The organism is Streptomyces sp. NRRL B-1347 (genome assembly GCF_000720325.1).
In the GTDB taxonomy this organism is placed as follows: Bacteria; Actinomycetota; Actinomycetes; order Streptomycetales; family Streptomycetaceae; genus Streptomyces.
The window spans coordinates 371,094-389,177 of sequence record NZ_JOJM01000004.1; the positions used below are offsets into that span (position 1 = coordinate 371,094).

Annotated in this window: 21 protein-coding genes and 1 pseudogene; 15 read left to right on the plus strand and 7 right to left on the minus strand. The window is 70.3% G+C overall.

Annotated features, from left to right (window positions below; all coding sequences use genetic code 11):
• Nucleotides 1-31: 31 nt before the first annotated feature.
• A complete protein-coding gene (locus IG74_RS0107135; protein WP_037824727.1) occupies nucleotides 32-1,069 on the plus strand; it encodes a sulfotransferase in 1,038 nt (345 codons plus the stop codon).
• Nucleotides 1,070-1,199: 130 nt separating this feature from the next.
• Nucleotides 1,200-1,670, plus strand: coding sequence for a hypothetical protein (locus IG74_RS49215; protein ID WP_051854650.1), 471 nt, complete (start codon nucleotides 1,200-1,202; stop codon nucleotides 1,668-1,670).
• A 99-nt stretch (nucleotides 1,671-1,769) separates the two neighbouring features.
• Here IG74_RS49215 and IG74_RS0107145 read toward each other — a convergent pair whose 3' ends face one another.
• Nucleotides 1,770-2,246, minus strand: a complete 477-nt coding sequence (locus tag IG74_RS0107145; RefSeq protein WP_030671393.1) for a DUF1801 domain-containing protein — start codon at nucleotides 2,244-2,246, stop codon at nucleotides 1,770-1,772.
• A 102-nt stretch (nucleotides 2,247-2,348) separates the two neighbouring features.
• A complete protein-coding gene (locus tag IG74_RS0107150; RefSeq protein WP_030671409.1) occupies nucleotides 2,349-2,912 on the minus strand; it encodes a TetR/AcrR family transcriptional regulator in 564 nt (187 codons plus the stop codon).
• A 103-nt stretch (nucleotides 2,913-3,015) separates the two neighbouring features.
• Here IG74_RS0107150 and IG74_RS0107155 point away from each other — a divergent pair, with 103 nt between their 5' ends.
• Nucleotides 3,016-3,939 (plus strand): NmrA/HSCARG family protein, encoded by a 924-nt coding sequence (locus IG74_RS0107155; RefSeq protein ID WP_030671411.1) that lies wholly within the window; start codon nucleotides 3,016-3,018, stop codon nucleotides 3,937-3,939.
• Between the two features lie 12 nt (nucleotides 3,940-3,951).
• Here the strand turns inward: IG74_RS0107155 and IG74_RS0107160 are convergent, their stop codons facing one another.
• The gene (locus IG74_RS0107160) at nucleotides 3,952-5,073 is read right to left on the minus strand and encodes a serine hydrolase domain-containing protein (protein ID WP_234334248.1); all 1,122 of its coding nucleotides are present in this window, start codon (nucleotides 5,071-5,073) and stop codon (nucleotides 3,952-3,954) included.
• 333 nt (nucleotides 5,074-5,406) lie between these two features.
• Here IG74_RS0107160 and IG74_RS0107165 point away from each other — a divergent pair, with 333 nt between their 5' ends.
• The 3 genes from IG74_RS0107165 to IG74_RS0107175 all read left to right on the plus strand — a co-directional run bounded on the left by IG74_RS0107165 (nucleotide 5,407) and on the right by IG74_RS0107175 (nucleotide 7,431).
• Nucleotides 5,407-5,874, plus strand: a complete 468-nt coding sequence (locus tag IG74_RS0107165) for an NUDIX hydrolase (RefSeq protein WP_234334249.1) — start codon at nucleotides 5,407-5,409, stop codon at nucleotides 5,872-5,874.
• 119 nt (nucleotides 5,875-5,993) lie between these two features.
• A complete protein-coding gene (locus IG74_RS0107170) occupies nucleotides 5,994-6,362 on the plus strand; it encodes a YbjQ family protein (RefSeq protein WP_030671420.1) in 369 nt (122 codons plus the stop codon).
• A 415-nt stretch (nucleotides 6,363-6,777) separates the two neighbouring features.
• A complete protein-coding gene (locus tag IG74_RS0107175; protein WP_030671424.1) occupies nucleotides 6,778-7,431 on the plus strand; it encodes a DUF1707 SHOCT-like domain-containing protein in 654 nt (217 codons plus the stop codon).
• Between the two features lie 167 nt (nucleotides 7,432-7,598).
• Here the strand turns inward: IG74_RS0107175 and IG74_RS0107180 are convergent, their stop codons facing one another.
• Nucleotides 7,599-8,255 (minus strand): DUF4360 domain-containing protein, encoded by a 657-nt coding sequence (locus IG74_RS0107180; RefSeq protein WP_030671427.1) that lies wholly within the window; start codon nucleotides 8,253-8,255, stop codon nucleotides 7,599-7,601.
• Nucleotides 8,256-8,667: 412 nt separating this feature from the next.
• Between IG74_RS0107180 and IG74_RS51970 the strand changes: the two genes are divergently transcribed.
• The 5 genes from IG74_RS51970 to IG74_RS0107205 all read left to right on the plus strand — a co-directional run bounded on the left by IG74_RS51970 (nucleotide 8,668) and on the right by IG74_RS0107205 (nucleotide 12,729).
• Complete coding sequence (locus tag IG74_RS51970; RefSeq protein WP_051854651.1) at nucleotides 8,668-8,979, plus strand: tRNA-dependent cyclodipeptide synthase; 312 nt, start codon at nucleotides 8,668-8,670, stop codon at nucleotides 8,977-8,979.
• Between the two features lie 72 nt (nucleotides 8,980-9,051).
• The gene (locus IG74_RS0107190) at nucleotides 9,052-9,615 is read left to right on the plus strand and encodes a dihydrofolate reductase family protein (protein ID WP_030671433.1); all 564 of its coding nucleotides are present in this window, start codon (nucleotides 9,052-9,054) and stop codon (nucleotides 9,613-9,615) included.
• 248 nt (nucleotides 9,616-9,863) lie between these two features.
• A complete protein-coding gene (locus tag IG74_RS0107195; protein WP_234334250.1) occupies nucleotides 9,864-10,181 on the plus strand; it encodes a hypothetical protein in 318 nt (105 codons plus the stop codon).
• 272 nt (nucleotides 10,182-10,453) lie between these two features.
• Nucleotides 10,454-11,077: a hypothetical protein gene (locus IG74_RS0107200; RefSeq protein WP_030671438.1), complete on the plus strand. Its 624-nt coding sequence runs from the start codon at nucleotides 10,454-10,456 to the stop codon at nucleotides 11,075-11,077.
• A gap of 188 nt (nucleotides 11,078-11,265) precedes the next feature.
• Complete coding sequence (locus tag IG74_RS0107205) at nucleotides 11,266-12,729, plus strand: WGR domain-containing protein (protein ID WP_234334251.1); 1,464 nt, start codon at nucleotides 11,266-11,268, stop codon at nucleotides 12,727-12,729.
• A gap of 210 nt (nucleotides 12,730-12,939) precedes the next feature.
• Here IG74_RS0107205 and IG74_RS0107210 read toward each other — a convergent pair whose 3' ends face one another.
• Nucleotides 12,940-13,128, minus strand: coding sequence for a hypothetical protein (locus IG74_RS0107210; RefSeq protein WP_030671444.1), 189 nt, complete (start codon nucleotides 13,126-13,128; stop codon nucleotides 12,940-12,942).
• A gap of 111 nt (nucleotides 13,129-13,239) precedes the next feature.
• Complete coding sequence (locus IG74_RS45650) at nucleotides 13,240-13,959, minus strand: agmatine deiminase family protein (protein ID WP_420709863.1); 720 nt, start codon at nucleotides 13,957-13,959, stop codon at nucleotides 13,240-13,242.
• Nucleotides 13,960-14,185: 226 nt separating this feature from the next.
• On the opposite strand from IG74_RS45650, the gene IG74_RS0107220 reads away from it, so the two are divergent.
• On the plus strand, nucleotides 14,186-14,767 hold the full coding sequence (locus IG74_RS0107220) for a TetR/AcrR family transcriptional regulator (protein ID WP_030671447.1): 582 nt from the start codon (nucleotides 14,186-14,188) through the stop codon (nucleotides 14,765-14,767).
• A gap of 174 nt (nucleotides 14,768-14,941) precedes the next feature.
• Nucleotides 14,942-15,622, plus strand: coding sequence for a pyridoxamine 5'-phosphate oxidase family protein (locus IG74_RS0107225; protein WP_030671452.1), 681 nt, complete (start codon nucleotides 14,942-14,944; stop codon nucleotides 15,620-15,622).
• An 88-nt stretch (nucleotides 15,623-15,710) separates the two neighbouring features.
• Here IG74_RS0107225 and IG74_RS0107230 read toward each other — a convergent pair whose 3' ends face one another.
• Nucleotides 15,711-16,841 (minus strand): NAD(P)/FAD-dependent oxidoreductase, encoded by a 1,131-nt coding sequence (locus IG74_RS0107230; protein WP_030671454.1) that lies wholly within the window; start codon nucleotides 16,839-16,841, stop codon nucleotides 15,711-15,713.
• 631 nt (nucleotides 16,842-17,472) lie between these two features.
• Here IG74_RS0107230 and IG74_RS53270 point away from each other — a divergent pair.
• Together IG74_RS53270 and IG74_RS49230 are read left to right on the plus strand one after the other, a co-directional pair.
• Nucleotides 17,473-17,832, plus strand: a pseudogene (locus tag IG74_RS53270) (undecaprenyl diphosphate synthase family protein); the annotation flags it as partial.
• Nucleotides 17,833-17,905: 73 nt separating this feature from the next.
• Nucleotides 17,906-18,034 (plus strand): SDR family oxidoreductase, encoded by a 129-nt coding sequence (locus IG74_RS49230; RefSeq protein WP_078868638.1) that lies wholly within the window; start codon nucleotides 17,906-17,908, stop codon nucleotides 18,032-18,034.
• Nucleotides 18,035-18,084: the final 50 nt, after the last annotated feature.

Genomic DNA, 18,084 nt, shown 5'->3' on the forward strand with positions numbered 1-18,084 from the left:
CCGTTTCCCCCACCCCTCCCGGAGAGTGACCGTGCGCACCTTGACCTTCGTCATCGGTACGGGCCGCAGCGGCTCGACCGCGCTGTCCCGCATCCTCAACTCGCACCCGGCCGTCCTCAGCCTCAACGAGTACCTGGCCTCCGTGGGCGGCGCGGCCTTCCCCGAAGGCAAGGTGACCGGCGAGGAGTTCTGGCAGGCGCTGTTCCGGCCCGCCCCGCACTTCGAGCGGATGATCCTCAGCGGGGTGCCGCTGCCGGAGTTCCTCTACACGCGCCGCCCCGGCAGGTACGCGTCGGAGACCACCGGCATCCCCGCGCTCTCCCTCATGGTTCTGCCCCACCTCACCGACGACCCGGACGGACTCCTCGACGAACTCGGCGCGGCGGTGACCCCCTGGCCCGAGCGCACCGCCGCCGAGCACCACGAGGCACTGTTCGACCTGCTCCGCGCCCGGTTCGGCCGTACGGCCGTCGTGGAGCGCTCCGGCTACTCGACCGGCTGGGCGCCGATGCTGCGCACCGCCTTCCCGTACGCACGGTTCGTGCACATGTTCCGCGACGGACCGGACTGCGCCCTGTCCATGAGCCGCCACACCGGATACCGCGCGATCGCCCTGCTGCGCGAGATCAAGGAGCGCACCGGCGTCGAGGACCTCGCAGACCTGACCGACGCGCAGGTACGCGCGCTGCCCGCGGACCTCTCGCCGCTGCTCGGGGAGCGCTTCGCCGCCGCCCTCGTACGCGACCGGCACATCCCCCTGCGGACGTTCGCCGACCTGTGGTCGGAACTCGTCACCGAGGGCACGGAGTTCCTCGACCGGCTGCCCATCGATCAGGGCACGACGCTCGCCTACGAGGACCTCCTCGACGCTCCCCGCGACGAGCTGACCCGCCTGGCCGCGTTCGTCGGCGTCGACCCGCTTCCGCAGTGGCTGGACGGCGCCTGCGCACTGCTCGACCACAGCCGACGGGGCTCCGCCCGGCAGCTGACGGACGCGGAACTGGACGAGCTGAGGGAGGCCTGCGCCCCGGGCACGCACGTCCTGGAGCGGGCCCGAGTCGGTGACTGAGACGCGCGATCGCCTTTTGTAGGGCGGTTCTCGGCCAGCGCCTGATGATCCCGTTGCCCTGCTCCCGCCCCCGTGTGACGGTCTGCTGGCACGTCCGGCCGTTCCGACTCCGAAACGAGGAGCAAGAGACATGACCATGCAGCGGACCCGTCTGATACCCGCCGTCGCGACCCTGGTCGTCGGCGGCCTGTTGGCCACCGGCACGGCCTCCGTCGCCACCGCGGCGGACACCACGACGACGCGGAGCGCGGCGACAGCGCAGAGCGTCCCGCTCGGCTCCCTGCCGCCCGAGGAGCAGGAGCAGCTGCGGCAGATCGCCGCGGCCATCTGGCCCGACCAGGCCGCGGGCTGGGACATGAACACGGACGTCGCCGACGTGCTCTCCCAGGCCACCGGCGAGATCCTCCGCTGTTCCGAAGCGTTCGCGCTCGTCCCCAGACCCCCGGCGTTCCTCCCGGGGCTGAGCTACCTGCGCAACTACTGGAAGCAGCTGCGGGACTATTTCCTCGTCGTCAAGGAGAACCGCACGTACCGCATCTGTGTCGTGAACGTCGCCCGGAACTACCGCACCGCCATGGAGATGGCCTCCATGGGCATCTGACCCACCGCCACCCCGGCCGCGTCGACAGGACGAGGTGACTCGGGAGTGCCAAGTGCCCACTTGGCACTCCCGAGTCACACCGCCCCGCCCCGGCGACCCTCAGCCGACCGCTCGCTTGATGAGCCCGGCGATCCGCTCCTCCTCGGCGGCGGTCAGCTCGGTGAGGGCGAAGGCGGTCGGCCACATGGCGCCCTCGTCGAGGCGCGCGTCGTCGTTGAAGCCGAGCGTGGCGTAGCGCGACTTGAACTTCGCCGCGCTCTGGAAGAAGCAGACGACCTTGCCGTCCTTGGCGTAGGCGGGCATGCCGTACCAGGTCTTCGGGGTGAGCTCCGGAGCGGTGGCCTTGACGATGGCGTGGATCCTCTCGGCCATGCCGCGGTCCGGCTCCGCCATCTCCGCGATCTTGGCGAGGACGTCGCTCTCGCCGTTCGCCTTGGTCCCGCGCGAGCTGCGCTGCGTCGCCTTCACTTCCTTGGCGCGCTCCTTCATCGCCGCGCGCTCCTCGTCGGTGAACGCCACGGCCGTCTCGCCCTGCGCGGCGCTGCTGTCGGCGGCCTTCCGGGTGTCCTTCGTCATCGCGGCATTCCCTGTCTGTGCGGCTCGCTGCTGGTGTTTCCCATGCTAGGGAGCCTGCCGGGGAGAAGGCTTCTCGAATCCTGACCGGTCCGGCGGCCGCGGTCAGCGCGGGCTGAGCCCCGTGACCGTCAGCCGGAACAGCTGCTCCGCGCGGCCCACGGGATCAAGGTGGTGCTCCGTGGCGAGGGCGATGCCGACGCTCAGCGTGATCAGATCGCTGACGGTGACGCCCGCCGTCACCGCGCCGTCCCGCGCCGCCCGTTCGAGGAGCGGGCCCGCGGCCTCTTCCAGCGCCGCCGAGCAGTTGTTCCCGTGCGCCGGATCGGTCCCGGCGCCGTCGTAGGCCAGGGCGGCCGCGAGCCCCCGGGCGTCGACGCAGTACGTGACGACGTCGCCCAGCCACTCCAGGAGGGCCGCACGGCTGTCGTCCTTGTCGGTGAGCTCACGGGCGCGGGCGCACAGGGCCGCGATGCGCTTCTGGGCCACGGCCTCCAACAGGGCGCGGCGGGTGGGGAAGTGGCGCCGCACCGTCGCGGAACCCACCCCCACGACCCGCGCGATCTGCTCGAGCGACGCGTCGGCGCCCCGGGCGGCGACCTCTTCCTCGGCCACGGCGAGGATGCGCGCGTAGTTGCGCCGGGCGTCGGCTCGCTGGCGCTCGGCCATGACGGTCACCTCCAGCATTGCCAAGTGGCGGGGCCCGCCGTATCGTACCGGAGCATAAACGGCGGGGCCCGCCACTTCATGGTCGCCTACCCGAGGAGCAGCCATGTCCTTAGCTGCCGCACCCGTCCTGGTCACCGGCGCCACCGGCAAACAAGGCGGTGCCACCGCCCGCGCGCTGCTCGCGCGCGGCATCCCCGTCCGGGCCCTCGTCCGCGATCCCGCCACCGCCCGGGCCAGGGCCGTCGAGGCGCTCGGTGCCGAACTGGTCAAGGGCGATCTGCTCGACCGTGACTCGGTGATCCGGGCCGCTCAAGGAGCCCGCGCCGTCTTCTCCGTACAGATGCCCGCCATCACGGCGGAAGGCCCCGACTTCGCGGGGGAGGAGGCCCAGGGCCTCAACCTCGTCGAGGCGGCCAGGGCCGCCGGGGTCGCGCAGTTCGTGCAGACGACCGTCAGCGGCGCCGGCCGGCACACCGAGACGCCCGGCTGGGCCGAGGGCCGCTGGGCCCGCCTTGAGGGCTCCTTCGCCGCCAAGACCGCGATCCAGGACCGGGTCCGCACGGCGGGCTTCCGCCACTGGACCCTCCTGAAGCCGGGCTTCTTCATGGAGAACTTCCTGCCGTCCGCCGCGTTCCTGTTCCCGCGCGGCGTCGAGGGAGGCCTGGTGAGCGTCCTGAAACCCGACACCCGGCTGTCCCTGGTCGCCGTCGACGACATCGGCACGGCCGCCGCGGCGGCCCTCGCCGAGCCGGAGCGCTTCCACGGGGTCGAGCTGGAGCTGGCGAGCGACCACCTGTCGATGACGGAGATCGCCGAGATCCTCTCACGCGCCCTCGGCACGCCCCTGGCCGCGCCGGACCTGACCGAGGAGGCAGCCATCGCGGCCGGAATGCCGCCGATGGCTGCCACCCACGCGTGGCTGAACACGGCCGATCAACCGGCCCGCCCGCAGTACGCGAGGGACCTCGGCATCCCCCTCACCGGCTTCGACGCCTGGGCCCGCGAACACCTGCGGACCCGTGCCTGAGGGAGTGGTCGGCTAGCCCTTGGCGCAGAACTCCGCCTCGAAGACGTCCTCGTACGGCTTGCCGTCCTCCAGCCAGTCCCCGTTGAGGTGGAAGGTCAGGGTGTGCTTGCCGTCGGCCGTGGTCGCCGTGCTGGTGAGCGAGCCCCAAACGATGCCGTCGTGGCCGTAGACCTTCACCCCGCACGACAGGGTGCGGACGATCAGACCCATGCCGTAGTCGAAGAAGGTGCCCGTCTTGACCGTGTCGAGGAGCTCCTTCTGCTGCGCGGCAGGCAGCAGCTCACCCTTGATCAGCGCGCTGTAGTAGCGGTTGAGGTCGCCCGTGGTGCTGATGATCTCGCCGGTCGCGCCCGACCACGCCGGGTTGTACTCCGTGGCGTCGTAGACCTCAGGGCCGGGGTTCGCCGCGTACAGCTTGGAGTAGCCGATCGCGTAGGGGGCGGGCATCTTCGGGTCGGTGCCGGGGAAGGTGGTCTCGCGCAGCTTCAGGCGCTTGACGATGCGCCGCTCGGCCTCGCGCGCGTAGGTGTTGCCCGTGACCTTCTCGATGATCATGCCCGCGAGTACGAAGTTGGTGTTGGAGTAGTTCCAGCTCGTACCGGGCTCGAAGTCGGGCTTGTACTTGAGCGCAAGGCCGACGATCCGCTGCGGCGTCCAGGTCTCGTAGCGGTGGGCGAGGAAGCCCGGGCCGTTCATGTACTCCCGCCACTCCGGGGTGGACACCATGTCGTGCACGCCGCTGGTGTGGTTCAGGAGCTGGCGCACCGTCACCTTGGTGCCGTCGTAGCCGTTGCCCTTGAGCACGCCCGGCAGCCAGCGCTCGACGGAGTCGTCCAGGCTGAGCCTGCCCTCGGCCTCGAGCTGCAGCAGGACCACGGAGATGAAGGACTTGGTGTTGCTGCCCGCGCGCAGGTGGTCCGCGGCGGTGCGCTTGCGCTTGGTCGCGGTGTCGGCGTACCCGGCGGATCCGAACCACTTGCCGCGCGGCCCGCTCACCTCGGCGGCCACGCCCGGCATCCCGGCCCGCTCAAGGGCGTCGAGGGCGCGCTGGGTGGCGTCGTGCTTGCCGGTCTCCTCGGCCGCGCTGCCGGTGCCGGTGGCACAGGTGAAGGCCACCGCGGCGCTGATCGCCACGGCAGCGCCCCGCAGGAAAGTCCGGTTCTTCCGCGTCGCACGCTTGGACATGCGTATCCCCCCCAAGTGGTCGACCAAGTGGTCAACGAAGATCATTTGACGGAGGAAGTGTACGGGTGTGCGACGACGCGCGGCCGCCGGTGGACGCAGGGCCGTCGCCGGCACTCCCTCGGCAGGGCCCGCCGCGACATCGGCGCGCCGGTCCGCGCACTCCCCTCGGTCCGCGCCGCGCCCAGGGCGTGTCCGGCGGAGGCCCAAGCAGGTTGTCCTGATGGGCACTTGGCCAAGTGCCCCGTAGAGTCCGCGCGGACGACACGACGGTGGGAGGACCCGGTGGGCCAGCCGCAGAACGACGCCATGCTCATCCTCAGGCGCCAGGACACCGTCCTCCTGGCCCGACGGCAGCACACCGGATACGCCGACGGCCTGCTCACCCTCCCCTCCGGCAAGGTCGAGCCGGGCGAGGACCCCCGCCACGCGATCGTGCGCGAGGCCCGCGAGGAAGTCGGCATCCGCCTCGACCCCGGCGCCGTACGGCTCGCACACGTCATGTACTTCCGCACCCCCGAGCGCAGCGACCGCGTCGGCTGGTTCTTCACCCTCGACCACGATTTCACCGGCACGGCCGTCAACGCCGAACCGCACAAGTGCAGCGAACTCCTCTGGGCCCCCGTCGACCCGCTCCCCACCGACACCGTCCGCTACAACGCCCTCGTCCTCGCGCACTACCTGAAGGGCGAACCGCACTCCATCCACACGCACGACTGGCACGAGACGACCTGGCACGCCCAGCCCGGATGATCCGTTGAAACGCCCGTTGCGCGGGCGCGCGGGCGCATTGGCGGAGCGCTCCAAGACCCAGCGCCCACTGGCGTAACGCCGTGCCGCGGGTGATGCTGGCCCCGAGGAGGTGCACACGCATGGGCATCGAGGATTTCGGCGGCGGCCAGACCGCGCAGTCCGACGTCTTGGTGGTGACCACCAACGACGTACCCGGATATCACGTGCAGCAGGTCATCGGTGAGGTCTTCGGCCTGACGGTGCGCTCCCGGCACCTCGGCTCGCAGATCGGCGCGGGACTGAAGTCCCTGGTCGGTGGCGAACTGAAAGGGCTGACGAAGACCCTGGTCGAGACGCGGAACCAGGCGATGGAACGGCTGGTGGAGCAGGCCAGGTCACGGGGCGCCAACGCGGTCCTCATGATGCGCTTCGACGTCACGGAGGCAGCCGACGTGGGCACCGAGGTGTGCGCGTACGGAACCGCCGTCGTCATCGCCCCGAAGGAGTAGCACGCGGCAGCCCCGGCTCGCCCGGTCACCCTTGAAGTGGTTCAGCGGGCGGAGACAGGCCTGGCGCGGGTGCTTCCGGCCGCGGATCAGCACGTCGCTCCCGGCGTTCTCACCGGTGACGTCCGCGTTGTTGAGCATCATCAGCAGCTTCTGCTCGGCGTGCCGCGTGCTGCTGATGCCGCCGCATGACGTGTCCCGTCCGGTCGCCTTCGGCCCCACACTCGTACGGGATGCGTGCGCCCGGGGCGTGCCGCCCGGCGTGGCGTGCCGTCCGGAGCCCGCCACCGCGGTCGTGCCAGCGCCTCCTTGAGAGAGGCCCTAGCCTGGATCCATGTCGCGATATAGCGTTAGTCCTCAAACCGGCGCGCGACTCCCTGCCCCGCGCTGAGACGTTCGACAGGACCAGGACGGAAGCATGTCGGGAGAGATCTCACCCATGGGGCAGCCCTCCGGCCCCGGCTCGCCGCCCGAGCTGCGCGCCTCGCACGCGGATCGCGACCGGGTGGTGGACGTGCTGCGCATCGCGGCGGGGGACGGCCTGCTGGCCGCGGACGAGTTGGACGAGCGCCTGGAAGCCGCCTTGACGGCGCGGACCCTGAGCGAGCTGACCGCACTCACCGCCGACCTGCCGCCCGCGCCTTCCGCACCCGGCGCAGCTGGAGCAGACGTCAAGGACGTGGTCCGGATCGAGCAGGTCCACAGCGGCGCGGTCGAGCGCACGGGACGCTGGGTGGTACCGCGGAGGCTGGAGCTCGCGGTGACGTACTGCGACGTGACGCTCGACTTCACCGGGGCGGTGATCACGCATGACACCTTGCGGATAGACGTGGACATGACGGGGAAGACCCTGACGCTGGTCACAGGCCCTGGCATCGTGATCGACACCGACGGTCTGCAACTGGTGCACAGCAGGGTCAAGTTCGCGCGCACTCCGACGGACCCCGACGCGCCGGTCGCTCTGCGCGTGGAGCTGGTCGGCCAGAAGGCCCACGGACGCGTGGTGGTGCGACCCCCGCGCCGTACGTTTGGACAGTGGCTGCTGCGCAGGCCGGCGGCCCTTTCGGCGTAGCCGCCGACGAAGTGAGCGCAAGCAGCCCTGTCCTCAGCCTCCTTCACAGTTGCTTGCTGAGCGGGAGGCCCTGCCCGCAAGGGTGGGGCCTCCCGCCCGCCCTCGGCTGGGGATTCACGCCGAGCGGCCGAACTCCTCTACTGCGCTGGTGCACTCGGGGAAGTCACCTACGACTTCGAGCACGGCCTCCACGCGAGTCGGTAGACGCTGCTGACCTTGGTGTCCGTCGAGTCCATGGTCATGAAGCTGGTCTTGTCGCGGTCGGAGGTCCCGAGGAGAACCCGCAACTCGGTGTTGACGTTGAGGTTCCGCTTGGCGCCGCACGGTGCCCAGTCCAAGTCTTCCCACGGCTTCGTGTCGGTCGCTTGCCAGTTGTCGGCGTACGGGCCGCGCCAACGGTGGGATTCGGACGTGGTCTCGGGCGAGCCCTGGAAGTAGTACGACGCCTTTTCCACACCGCTGGCGCCGGACTGCAGCGAGGCGTACCCGCGGTAGTCGACGCTCGCGATCGCGTAGGTGTAGTCCACCGGGGCGTGCACGATCAGGCTGAGCTGGCAGTTCTTGCGGAAGTCGACGGGATCGGACTGCTCTCCCGCACTGGCGAGGTAGTCGCTGTAGGTGACGGTGAACGCCGAGTTGTCCGGGGCGGCCGCCACGGCGACCGTGCCGTCGGGGCAGCCTGATCCGTTGACCGTGGCGACCTCGACCCGGATTCTTTCGGCGGGCTGGGGAGTCGTGGGGACGTCTTGTGACGTGCTGGGTGGAGCCAGAGCCATGGCGAACAACGCTGTCAGCGCGCCGCTCGCGAGAAGTCCACCGGCCATGGTTTTCCTATCGCGTTGATGGGGCCTGAATCCTGAAAGTGAATCGAGCGGTTTCAGGAGAGGGGGCATGTGCCCACTAGGAATCAGGTGGGGCATGCCAAGCGGGCGGGCATGGGGGACGAGCGGGCCGCCCGCTGACTGAGGGCCTCAGGCGACACGAATGGTACGAACCAAGAGTGCGGCTGCCTAGTGCAAGTTCGGCCATGTGCGCCCCTGGAGACACTCTGGCCGAACGACCGGGGTGGCAGGTGATCGGCTCAGGTGGTGCCTCGAAGTGCGCCGCTCGAAGTACGCAAGGGCGATTTCGGCCAGGGGAAACGGCCGGGGTGGCGGGTCGCGGCCGTCAGTGCCGACACCGGCTCCGAGCAGCCGTACGCGGTTCGAGGGGCAACGGCTCAGTTCGGCCGCAGGGGTGGCCGCGCGGTGCTACCCCGGCTTCCGCGACCTGTGCCTGGACGCCTCCCGCTGCGTCCTCGCCCACCGCATGCCCGGCGAGCCGACCGAGGACCAGGTCGGCGAGGCGGTGCGGTACTTCCTCGCCGACATCCCCCTGCTCGTCGACACCCCGCAGATCACGGGGGCGGAGACCTCGGTGTACGTCTACCACCGCACCACGCCGTTCGTCGAAGCCCTCTTCGAGCACCGCCTGCCCTGGTCGCCCAGCCCGCACCAGGGCTACGTCGTCCTGCGCCCGGCCGCCGGTGGCGAAGGCCGGCCCGGATGATTCCGCGAGCCCTGACGAGCCCGCGGCGCCCGGCGGTCGTACTGTCGAAGCCGCTACCGAGGAGGACTCCTGATGCGCAGCGTGACCTATTCCATGAACACCTCACTGGACGGCTACATCGTCGGCCCGGACGGCAGCTTCGACTGGACGGCGCCCGTCGAGGAGGTCTTCCGCTTCTGGATCGACGAGATCCGCGACGTCGGCGTCCACCTGTTGGGACGGCGGCTGTACGAGACGATGCTGTACTGGGAGACCGCCGACCAGGACCCGTCGCTCGACGACTCCCAGCGCGAGTGGATCGGGCTCTGGAACCCGCTGCCCAAGGTGGTGTTCTCGAAGACGCTGTCGGCGGTGCAGGGCAGTGACCGCCTGGCTTCCGGCAGCCTGGCGGAGGAGATCGAGCGGTTGCGGGCCGAGCCGGGGGAGGGTGACATCGCGATCGGCGGCGCGACCCTCGCCGCCGAGGCGGCCGCGCTGGATCTGATCGACGAGTACCGGACCGTGGTCTACCCGGTGCTGGTCGGCGGCGGCACGCCGTACTTTCCCCGGCACGAACGCCGGGTGGATCTCGAACTCGTCGAGACCCGCACCTTCAGCTCAAAGGTCGTCTACCTCCGCCACCGCGTGGTGCGCTAGCCAGCGCAGTCGCCGATGCCGCTGATCGCCGAAGGCCGGCCGGTCGGGCGTGCACCCCCGACCGGCCGCAGCGCGGCGCGCGCCCGGGTCGCAGTCGGCTCACCAGGGGCGCGGACCTACCCGGCGCGCCTCAGCTCCCCCCGCCCGGCCCCCGCAAACCGTCGACGCCCGGACGGCGGTCGGGTACGCATGAGGGGGTCGCGCCGACCGGAGCGATCGCCGCGCACGGTGAACGAGCGGTTCACACCGTGAACGACCAGTGGGGGGACCACATGGCCATCATCGTCACCATCGAAATCCCAGACGTCGGGCAGGAGCTGTACGACGCCGTCATCAGCCGCCTCACCGACGGCGGCGAGTTCACCTCGCTCGCCGACATTCCCGCACCCGGACTCATCTCCCACGTGGCTGGTCCGGTCGACGGCGGGTGGCGGGTCGTCGACGTATGGGAGTCCGAGGAAGCGCTCGAGAACTTCTCGAAGATCCTCCAGCCGATCCTCTCCGACCTGGGCCATGCCGACGGCGAGCCGCAGATCATCCCGGCGTACAACGTCGTCACCAGCTGACCGCGGCCCCCGCTCCAGCACAGCCCGGCGCGCGCACGCGCCGGGCTGTTCGCGTGGCCGGTCGGCATGCGTTCACCCGCCGCGATTCAGCCGAACTGCGCCACTGGCCAGGGTCCGTCGGCACGAAGGTGGCCAGGTGATCGGTAAAGGCGCGGAAAATGTGTGGTGAATGTGAAAGTTATGGCTGAAAAGCTCGACTGGTGTGGGAGGTGTGACCTCCCTACGGTGAAGCCGCCCACACCAAGGTGGGTCAACAGGGGAGGGATCTCACCGTGCGAAGACGAGCTGGTGTCCTGTCCGCCGCGGCCGCAGTCGCGGCCGCGGTTTCGCTGTTCGCGGGCGCCGTGCCCGCGCAGGCCGCGAATCTGCCCACCTTCAGGGTGGGGATCCAACTGGCCGACGCGGGCGGCACTTCGCAGTTCGGCGCCGAGCAGTTCACCAAGAACGTGAAGTTCGGCAACAGCTACTCTCCGTGGGCCGGCGACGCCAACGGCTACGACCCGGACGCGGCCCTCATCGACCTCAGCACCGTCCCCGGTGACCTGCTCAACCAGCTGGACTTCCGGATCGGCGCGCAGGCCATGGACGGCAACGGCCACTACGGACCGGTGCAGTACACCCCGTGGGCGAGCGAGGGCGGCGGCGACTCGCCCCTCGCCACGGACGACAACGGCTACGACCCCGACAAGTACCGCCTCTTCCTAGACACCCGGCGCTGGCCGTCGAGCGCGACCCTCGTCGACTTCCGGCTCTCCATCAGCACGGTCGACAAGGGCCGCTACAGCGTTCCCGCCGTCACCCCGTGGGCGAGCCAGGGCGGCGGCCGCAGCCCGCTGGCCGTGGACACCAACAGCTATGACTTCGACGGCGTCGTCATCGGGCTCGAAGTGCAGTAGCACCCCCATGTGGCAGTGCGCCAGGGGCACTTGACGGCTCCGCGCAGTCTCCACGGACAGCTCCGTCGGCCCGGGCCGCGCGCCTCGCGGGACACGCGGCCCGGGCCGATTGTCAGTGCCACCTCCTACGGTTTGAGCAGTGGGGCCCGCCGGAACGGCCGTGGGTCCGCTTTGGGGAGGGGTCTGCCATGTCTGGGTCCGCCATGTCCGGTGCGCCGGAGTCGACGACGTATCTGGAGCTGTCGCAGGACGGCGGGGGCGCGCACAAGTTCTACGAGGTGACCGTCGCGGGCCTGCTGGTGACGGTGCGGTACGGACGCATCGGCGCCGCCGGGCAGATACAGAGCACGACGTTCGCGACGGCGGAGAAGGCACGCGCGGCAGCCGCGAAGAAGGTGGGGGAGAAGGTCCGCAAGGGGTACGCCCCCGCGATCCCCGGACAGCGCGCACCACGCCCGGTGACCCGGCGTCAGGTGACCTCCGCTCCGTCCACCGCGCGGTCCGTGGCCCCCGTGCTGTGGCGGTTCCGCACCGGCTCCTCGGCGTTCGGGATCCATGTCGACGGCGACCACTGCTGGGTCGGCAACCAGTCGGGTGATGTGTACACCCTGGACCACGACGGCGGCGTCCTGGCCCGGTTCAGCCTGCCGGACGGCGTGAAGTGCCTGGTCGCCGACGACTTCTGGATCTACGCGGGCTGCGACGACGGCCGGGTCTACGACCTCTCGTCGAAGCTGCCGTTCGCCGCGTACGACATCGCGGCGGACGTCGACATCTTCTGGCTCGACATCCACGAGGGCCTGCTGAACGTGTCGGACCGAGACGGCCGGCTCACCGTCATCGACCACGAGGACGAACACCAGTGGGCCCGCCGCAGCCAGGGCGAGCACGCCTGGATGGTCCGCGCCGACGACCGGGCCGTCTACCACGGCCACTCCCGGGGCGTCACCGCCTACGCGCCCGACGGCGGCGGCGAGCTGTGGCACACCTCCACCCGCGGCGGGGTCCTGTTCGGCTGGCAGGAGGCCGAGGCCGTGTACGCGGGCACCGCGCACCGCGCCGTCCAGCGGCTTTCGAAGGCCACCGGCGCGATCGAGGCCACGTACGCCTGCGACAGCGCGGTGTACTCATGCGCGACTTCGCCCGGCGGCCGGTTCGTCTTCGCCGGTGACGCGGCGTCGTCCGTGTACTGCTTCGACCAGAACGGCACCCGGCTGTGGAAGCTCGGCACGGGCGGCGGTTCGGCCCTCTCGATGCAGTACCACGACGAGCGGCTGTACTTGGTGACCACGGACGGCTCGCTGGTCTGCGTGGACGCGAGCGACGCGGCCATCTCCGCGGCCCAGCAGGGCACGGTCCCGGTCGCCCGGGACGTCAAGCTCGCCGCCGCGGTGCCCACTTACGCACCGGACACGGCCGTGGCCGCGGTGACCACCGTCGCCCACGCCCCCGCCGGAGCGATCGTCGTCGAGTGCGTCCAGGAGCGCGGCCGCGTGCGCGTGCACGTGGTGTCCGAGGGCTACGACTCCTCCTGGAGGGTCCAGTTCCCGCGCGCGATACGGGAGCCCGGCGCGCGCTACACCGTGGACGCCCTGCACGCGGCCGCGGGCGGGTTCTACCGGGTGCGCGGGGAGATCCGCAGGCTGCTGTGACCGGGCGGGCGCACGCTCTCCACGCCGTACGCGTACGGCGCTCGAACGGGAGGCCACGAATGCATCACGGCCTGCGCGGACACCATGACCGGGGCATGGGGGAGTCGTTGGACAGCGCGTTCACGTAGAAGTGCACGGCGGGCCCCGGGGCTGTCACCACGACGACCCCGGGGCCCGCGCCCGTGGTCCGGGCTCGGGCAGGCAGGATCTTCACGCCCGCCAGAGCGGATCGCTGTCCTCGACCTCCTGGACGCGATCACGCCTGAGTTCGCTGCGTTCGACGAGCAGCCGGTGGTTCTCCCTGAGGAGCGCACGGGACGCCGCGTGCAGGTAGAGGGAGAACGCGCGAGCCTCTTCCAGCTGACCCCGCAGGGCGTCGTACTTCGTTTCCGTCTCCATGAAGAGCGGCTTCCCGAATCCGATGCCGATATGTCGGCATCGGGGCCACAGGCCTGGCCAACGGCCCGCCGCCGTCACGGTCGGCGGCACCCTGGGCCCCTGACCCGCCCGTCAGTCGGCGGGTTTGCCCGGCTCGTCGTGGGGCGAGCAGTGGATCCCGCCGCCTCCGGAAGCAATGGTGTCGATGCGGACGGGCGTGACGTCCCGCTGGGGGAAGTGGTCCTGGAGGATGCCGCGAGCGCGGTCGTCGGCCTTCCGGTCCCCGAACTTCGGCATGAACACGGCGTCGTTGGCGATGCAGAAGTTGGCGTACGTCGACACGAAGTCGTCGCCCGCACCCGTGATCCTGATCATCTTCTCCAGGCCGAGGGCGTCGAGCAGCTCGGCCTCGATCTGGTCGCGGGACTTGCCGCGGGGGATGTCGTACTCGCGCAGGAGCTTCCGCCCCACCTGGGCGTCGTTGGTGTGCTTCTGTTTGTTGCCCCAGCCGTTGCAGTTGAAGTCGATGCCGATGGTGAGCGGGGTGACCTCGACGTCGCGCCCGCAGGCCTTCTGGGCGGCCTCCTGCTGGTCGGGCCTGGCCATCATCACGACGGCCTCGTACTCCCCGACGGCCCGCGCGATGCGGGCGATGTCCTCGCGTACGTAGGGCAGGTCCTCCTCCCCGACGGAGGCCAGCGCCGGCCACGACATGAACGTGCGCGCGTGGCTCTCCCACTCCGCGCCGAAGCGGCGCCCGCTGTCCGTGGCCTTGGCCCGCTTGGTGCCGGCACCGTGCCGGTGTCCGATCGGTCCGGGTGGACTTGTCGGAGCCGCAGGCCGCGGTGGCACCGAGACCTCCTGAGATAGTGTGTCCGAGTTTATGGTGATTGATTACGTATCCTGCTGCACCTGAGGCGAGGGTCTGTGCTCAGTGCTAAGGCTTCAGCTGAAGAGTCAGTCAGGCCGCCGGGTCGATGCGGTGTGACCTGGCCTGCGCGGTCCCGGCGGCCCGTGAAAGCTGTCGCGGCAGCCCGTGGATCAGGTGGGGACAGGTGTCCGGATAGGGTTCATGGTCATGGCGTCACGCAGTACTCAGATCCTGGAAGCGGCCGCGCGGCTGATCGCCCGGCGCGGTGTCCGCGGGCTCCGCGTGGAGGAACTCGCGGCCGAGGCGGGGGTCTCCACCGGCCTCATCTACTACCACTTCAAGGACCGCACGGGCATCCTGCGGCACACGCTGGAGTTCATCAACGAGCGGGCCGAGCGGTACACCGCCGCGCGCGCCGAGGGCGGAGCGCCGCTCGGTCCTCGGGAGGAACTGGACGAGGTGCTGCTCCTCGAGTTCCAGGACTCACCGGAGGTGCGGGAGAACAGCACCGCCTGGGGTGAGCTGCGGGCCAGCGCCGTCTTCGACCCCTCACTGCGCGAGGACCTGGCCCGCGCGACCCTGGTCTGGGTGCAGGACGTGGCCGGACTGCTCGGACGGGTGCGGCCGTTGGCGGCGGCGGCCGTCCTCGCCGCCGCCGCGGAACGCCTCACCGCCCTCCTTGAGGGCCTGAGCATGCGCTGGCTGAGCGGCGGCCTGTCCCTCGACCACGCGCGAGGCCTCGTCCGGGAGGCCGTCGACGCGGAACTGGCCCGGCTGGACCGGTCGTAACGGACGCGCAGGCGCCGCGGTCGTCGAGGGCGCCCTGCGCGCCTACGCCGCATTCAAGGGTTTCAGTTCCTGTCGCAGGAGGAAAGTGCGGATTCCGTAGGTGCGTAAGGGTGTTGCGACGGATATCGTTAGCGAACGACCCGTGCTGGTAGCTGGCGTTCTGAAAGAGGCGACGTGACCGACGTGCAACTGCCGTCCGTACTCCCGGAGACGGACCGGACCTGCCATCGTCGCCTGCGTGAGCAGGGCAGCCGTGACCGCGCCCAGCTCGACGCCGTCCTGGAGGCCGGATTCCTCTGCCATCTGGGCGTCGTCGTCGACGGCGTCCCGATGGTCGTGCCGACCGTGTACGGCAGCGACGGCCGGAACCTCTACTTCCACGGCTCCGTCGCCAGTCGCAGCCTGGTCGCCTCGCCCGAGAAGGCGGTGTGCGTCACCGTCACGCACGTGGACGGCCTGGTGCTCGCCCGCTCGGTGTTCGAGCACGGCGTCAACTACCGCAGCGCGATGATCTACGGCGTCCCGCGTCTCGTCACGGACCCGGAGGAGAAGCTGGCGGGCCTGCGCTGCCTGACCGAGCAGGCGACACCGGGACAGTGGGACTACGCCCGGCGGCCGAACCGCAAGGAACTGGCGGCGACCGCGCTGCTCGCGCTCTCCCTGGAGGAGGCGTCGGTCAAGACGAGCACCGGCGCGCCCGACGACGGAGACGGTCCGGACGCCGCCCTCGGCATCTGGGCGGGGGTGCTGCCGCTGACGTCCACGTGGGGCGAACCGGAGGCCGATCCTCTGCTGCCCGACGGCATCGCACCGCCCGCGCACATCGCGGCGCGCGGCCACACCCGCGCCGGATAGCGGCGGGGGAGGCGGGTCTCGGTCTCGGTCTCGGGAGCAGCCGGGCCATGGCGCCCCGGCTGCTCCCGTCGTACGTCGGTTCAGCCCGTCACAGCTCGTGGGCCGCGGGAATCACGACGTACACGTACGCCGCCGCGTTCAGGATCTCCTCCGCGTCGTCGACCGGAGGCTCGATCTTCTCCATGATCCACTTCTTGACGAGCTTGCCGTCGGCCCCGGTGGACTCGACCTCGCGGTCCCAGCCCCGGGTGAAGACCGCGCCCGCCCCACCGAGGTCGATGTCGGTGACGTAAGGCCCGGGGGCGAAGTCGATGAGCGGAAGGCCGAGCAGGTCGGCGGCGGCGTTGTGGCCCGCCGTCCTCCCCATGGGGACCGCGTACTGGCAGCTCTGCACGGTGACGTGGCCGTCGTCGAGCCGCGCGGCGGCGGTGTCGCCCGCCGCGAACACGTCCCCGGAGACCCGCAGTTGGGCGTCGACCTCCAGGCGGCCGAACCGGTCACGGGAACCCTCGATCTGCGCGGTGAGCGGGTTGGCCCGCAGCCCGGCGGTCCAGATCACCGCGTCCGCCTCGATCCAGGTGCCGTCCGCCAACTGCGCGGAGCCCTCCTTCACCGCGGTCACGGTGGTGCCGAGGCGCCGTTCCACGCCCAGTTGGTCGAGGGCCGCCTCGATCGCCGGGCGAGGCCCTTCGCCGAGCTCCGGGCCGACGACGGGGTTCCGGTCCACCAGGACCACCCGGCCCCGCGCGGCCAGCTCCGTGGAGACCTCCAGGCCGGTGAACCCGGCGCCGACGACCACCGCCGTGAAGCCGGTCCGGCCGCGCAGACGCTCCTTGAGGGCGACGGCTCCGGCCAAGGTGTCGACGTCGAAGACGCGGTCCGCCCCCGGCATCTCCGGGCGGATCAGCTGACTGCCCGTCGCCAGCACCAGACGGTCGTACGTGAGCGCATCGCCATCGCTGGTGACGACCCGACGGCCCGCGGTGTCGATCTCCGTCACCGCGGCCTGGACGTGTTCGACTCCGACGGGCTCCAGAACCCGCTTCAGGGGCACCACCGCCAGCTCCGGCTCGGCCTCGTACATGCGCGGCCGCAGCACCATGTCCGTGTTGGGCGACACGAGTGTGATCCGCATGTCGGCGCCGCCGCGCACCCGGGCGGCCGATGCGGCACTCCACACGCCTGCGAAGCCACCGCCGACGATCACGATGTGGTTCATTCTCTCTCCTTGGTCCGGTTCCCTCGATGGGTCCGCCAGGGAGACAAGGCGGGGGCGTGGGTTGTGACAGGTGCGCGAAACTTTCTCTGGATTGGCCACGCGTTGGACCGTCGTGATCCGGCCGTCGACGACGTCGAAGCGGCCGCTCCAGCGCAGCCGCGGTCGGGGTGCAACAGCGTTACAAGTACGGCGAGATCGTCGGCCTGCGAGGTGGCACGGGGGGCACTTGTGGTCGGCTGCGACGTAGACGGCGGCCAGTTGTCCTCGCGTCGCGCAAGCCGGTCCACTCGCTCAGGCTTCGGTACGAGGGTGAACCCCTGGGGATGAGCACAACCCGATGTGCGTTCCGGCGTCTGTGGTGTCGGATTGGGGCGCCGGTAGGTCTGCCATGGACAGTTGCGGCCGTGCCGCTTGTGAACCGGCGTACGGGTCGTGCAGAGGATGGTTTCCGCTGCGCGAGATGCGTGTGTGCCGTGACGGAAGGGTTCCCGTTTACATCCGGGTCTGGTGTATGCGCTCTATCTCCGGATGGGTCGTCCGGTTCTTATGGAAGCGGTGTGCCAGGCTCAGTCCGGCATTCCGTTTCTTGGCTCAGGTTCTTGACTCAGGAGGAAATCGGGAGCATCAGCGCATGACTGGATTCAGGGCGACTCCGCGCCATGTGGCGATTATTCTGGACGGCAATCGCCGCTGGGCACGCAGGAACGGGCACGGTGCCGCGCGGGAAGGGCATGCTGCGGGCTTCGGGAAGATTCCGGAAGTTCTGGGCTGGTGCGAGGAAGCGGGCATCGGGATCGTCACGTTGTGGATGCTGTCGGACGACAACATCCAGAGCCGCACGCCTGCGGAACTGGCTGATCTGTATGAGATCAATCGGGACGTCGTCTCTCGGATTACGGCCGCCGGCCGCTGGCAGCTGCGTCACATCAGGGACTCGTCATTGCTGCCGAGAGCTTTGGCTGAAGTCCTCCTGCGGGCAGAGAAGGAGAGCGAACACGTCGATGGCCTGAGCGCTCGACCACGCCATCCGCAGCGGCGCCCTGACCGAGAAAGAGGCCCGGGGAATGCAACCCCTGGACCGTATCGGCGTTCCGCAGGAGATCGGGCAAGCCGCCGCGTGGCTCTGCTCGGACCAGGCCTCATTCGTCACCGGCATTGCGATGCCCGTCGACGGCGGCGCCACCTGCGGGTGATTCGCCGGCGGGTGGTTCACCTTCGGGTGGTTGGCCTGCGGGTGACTCAC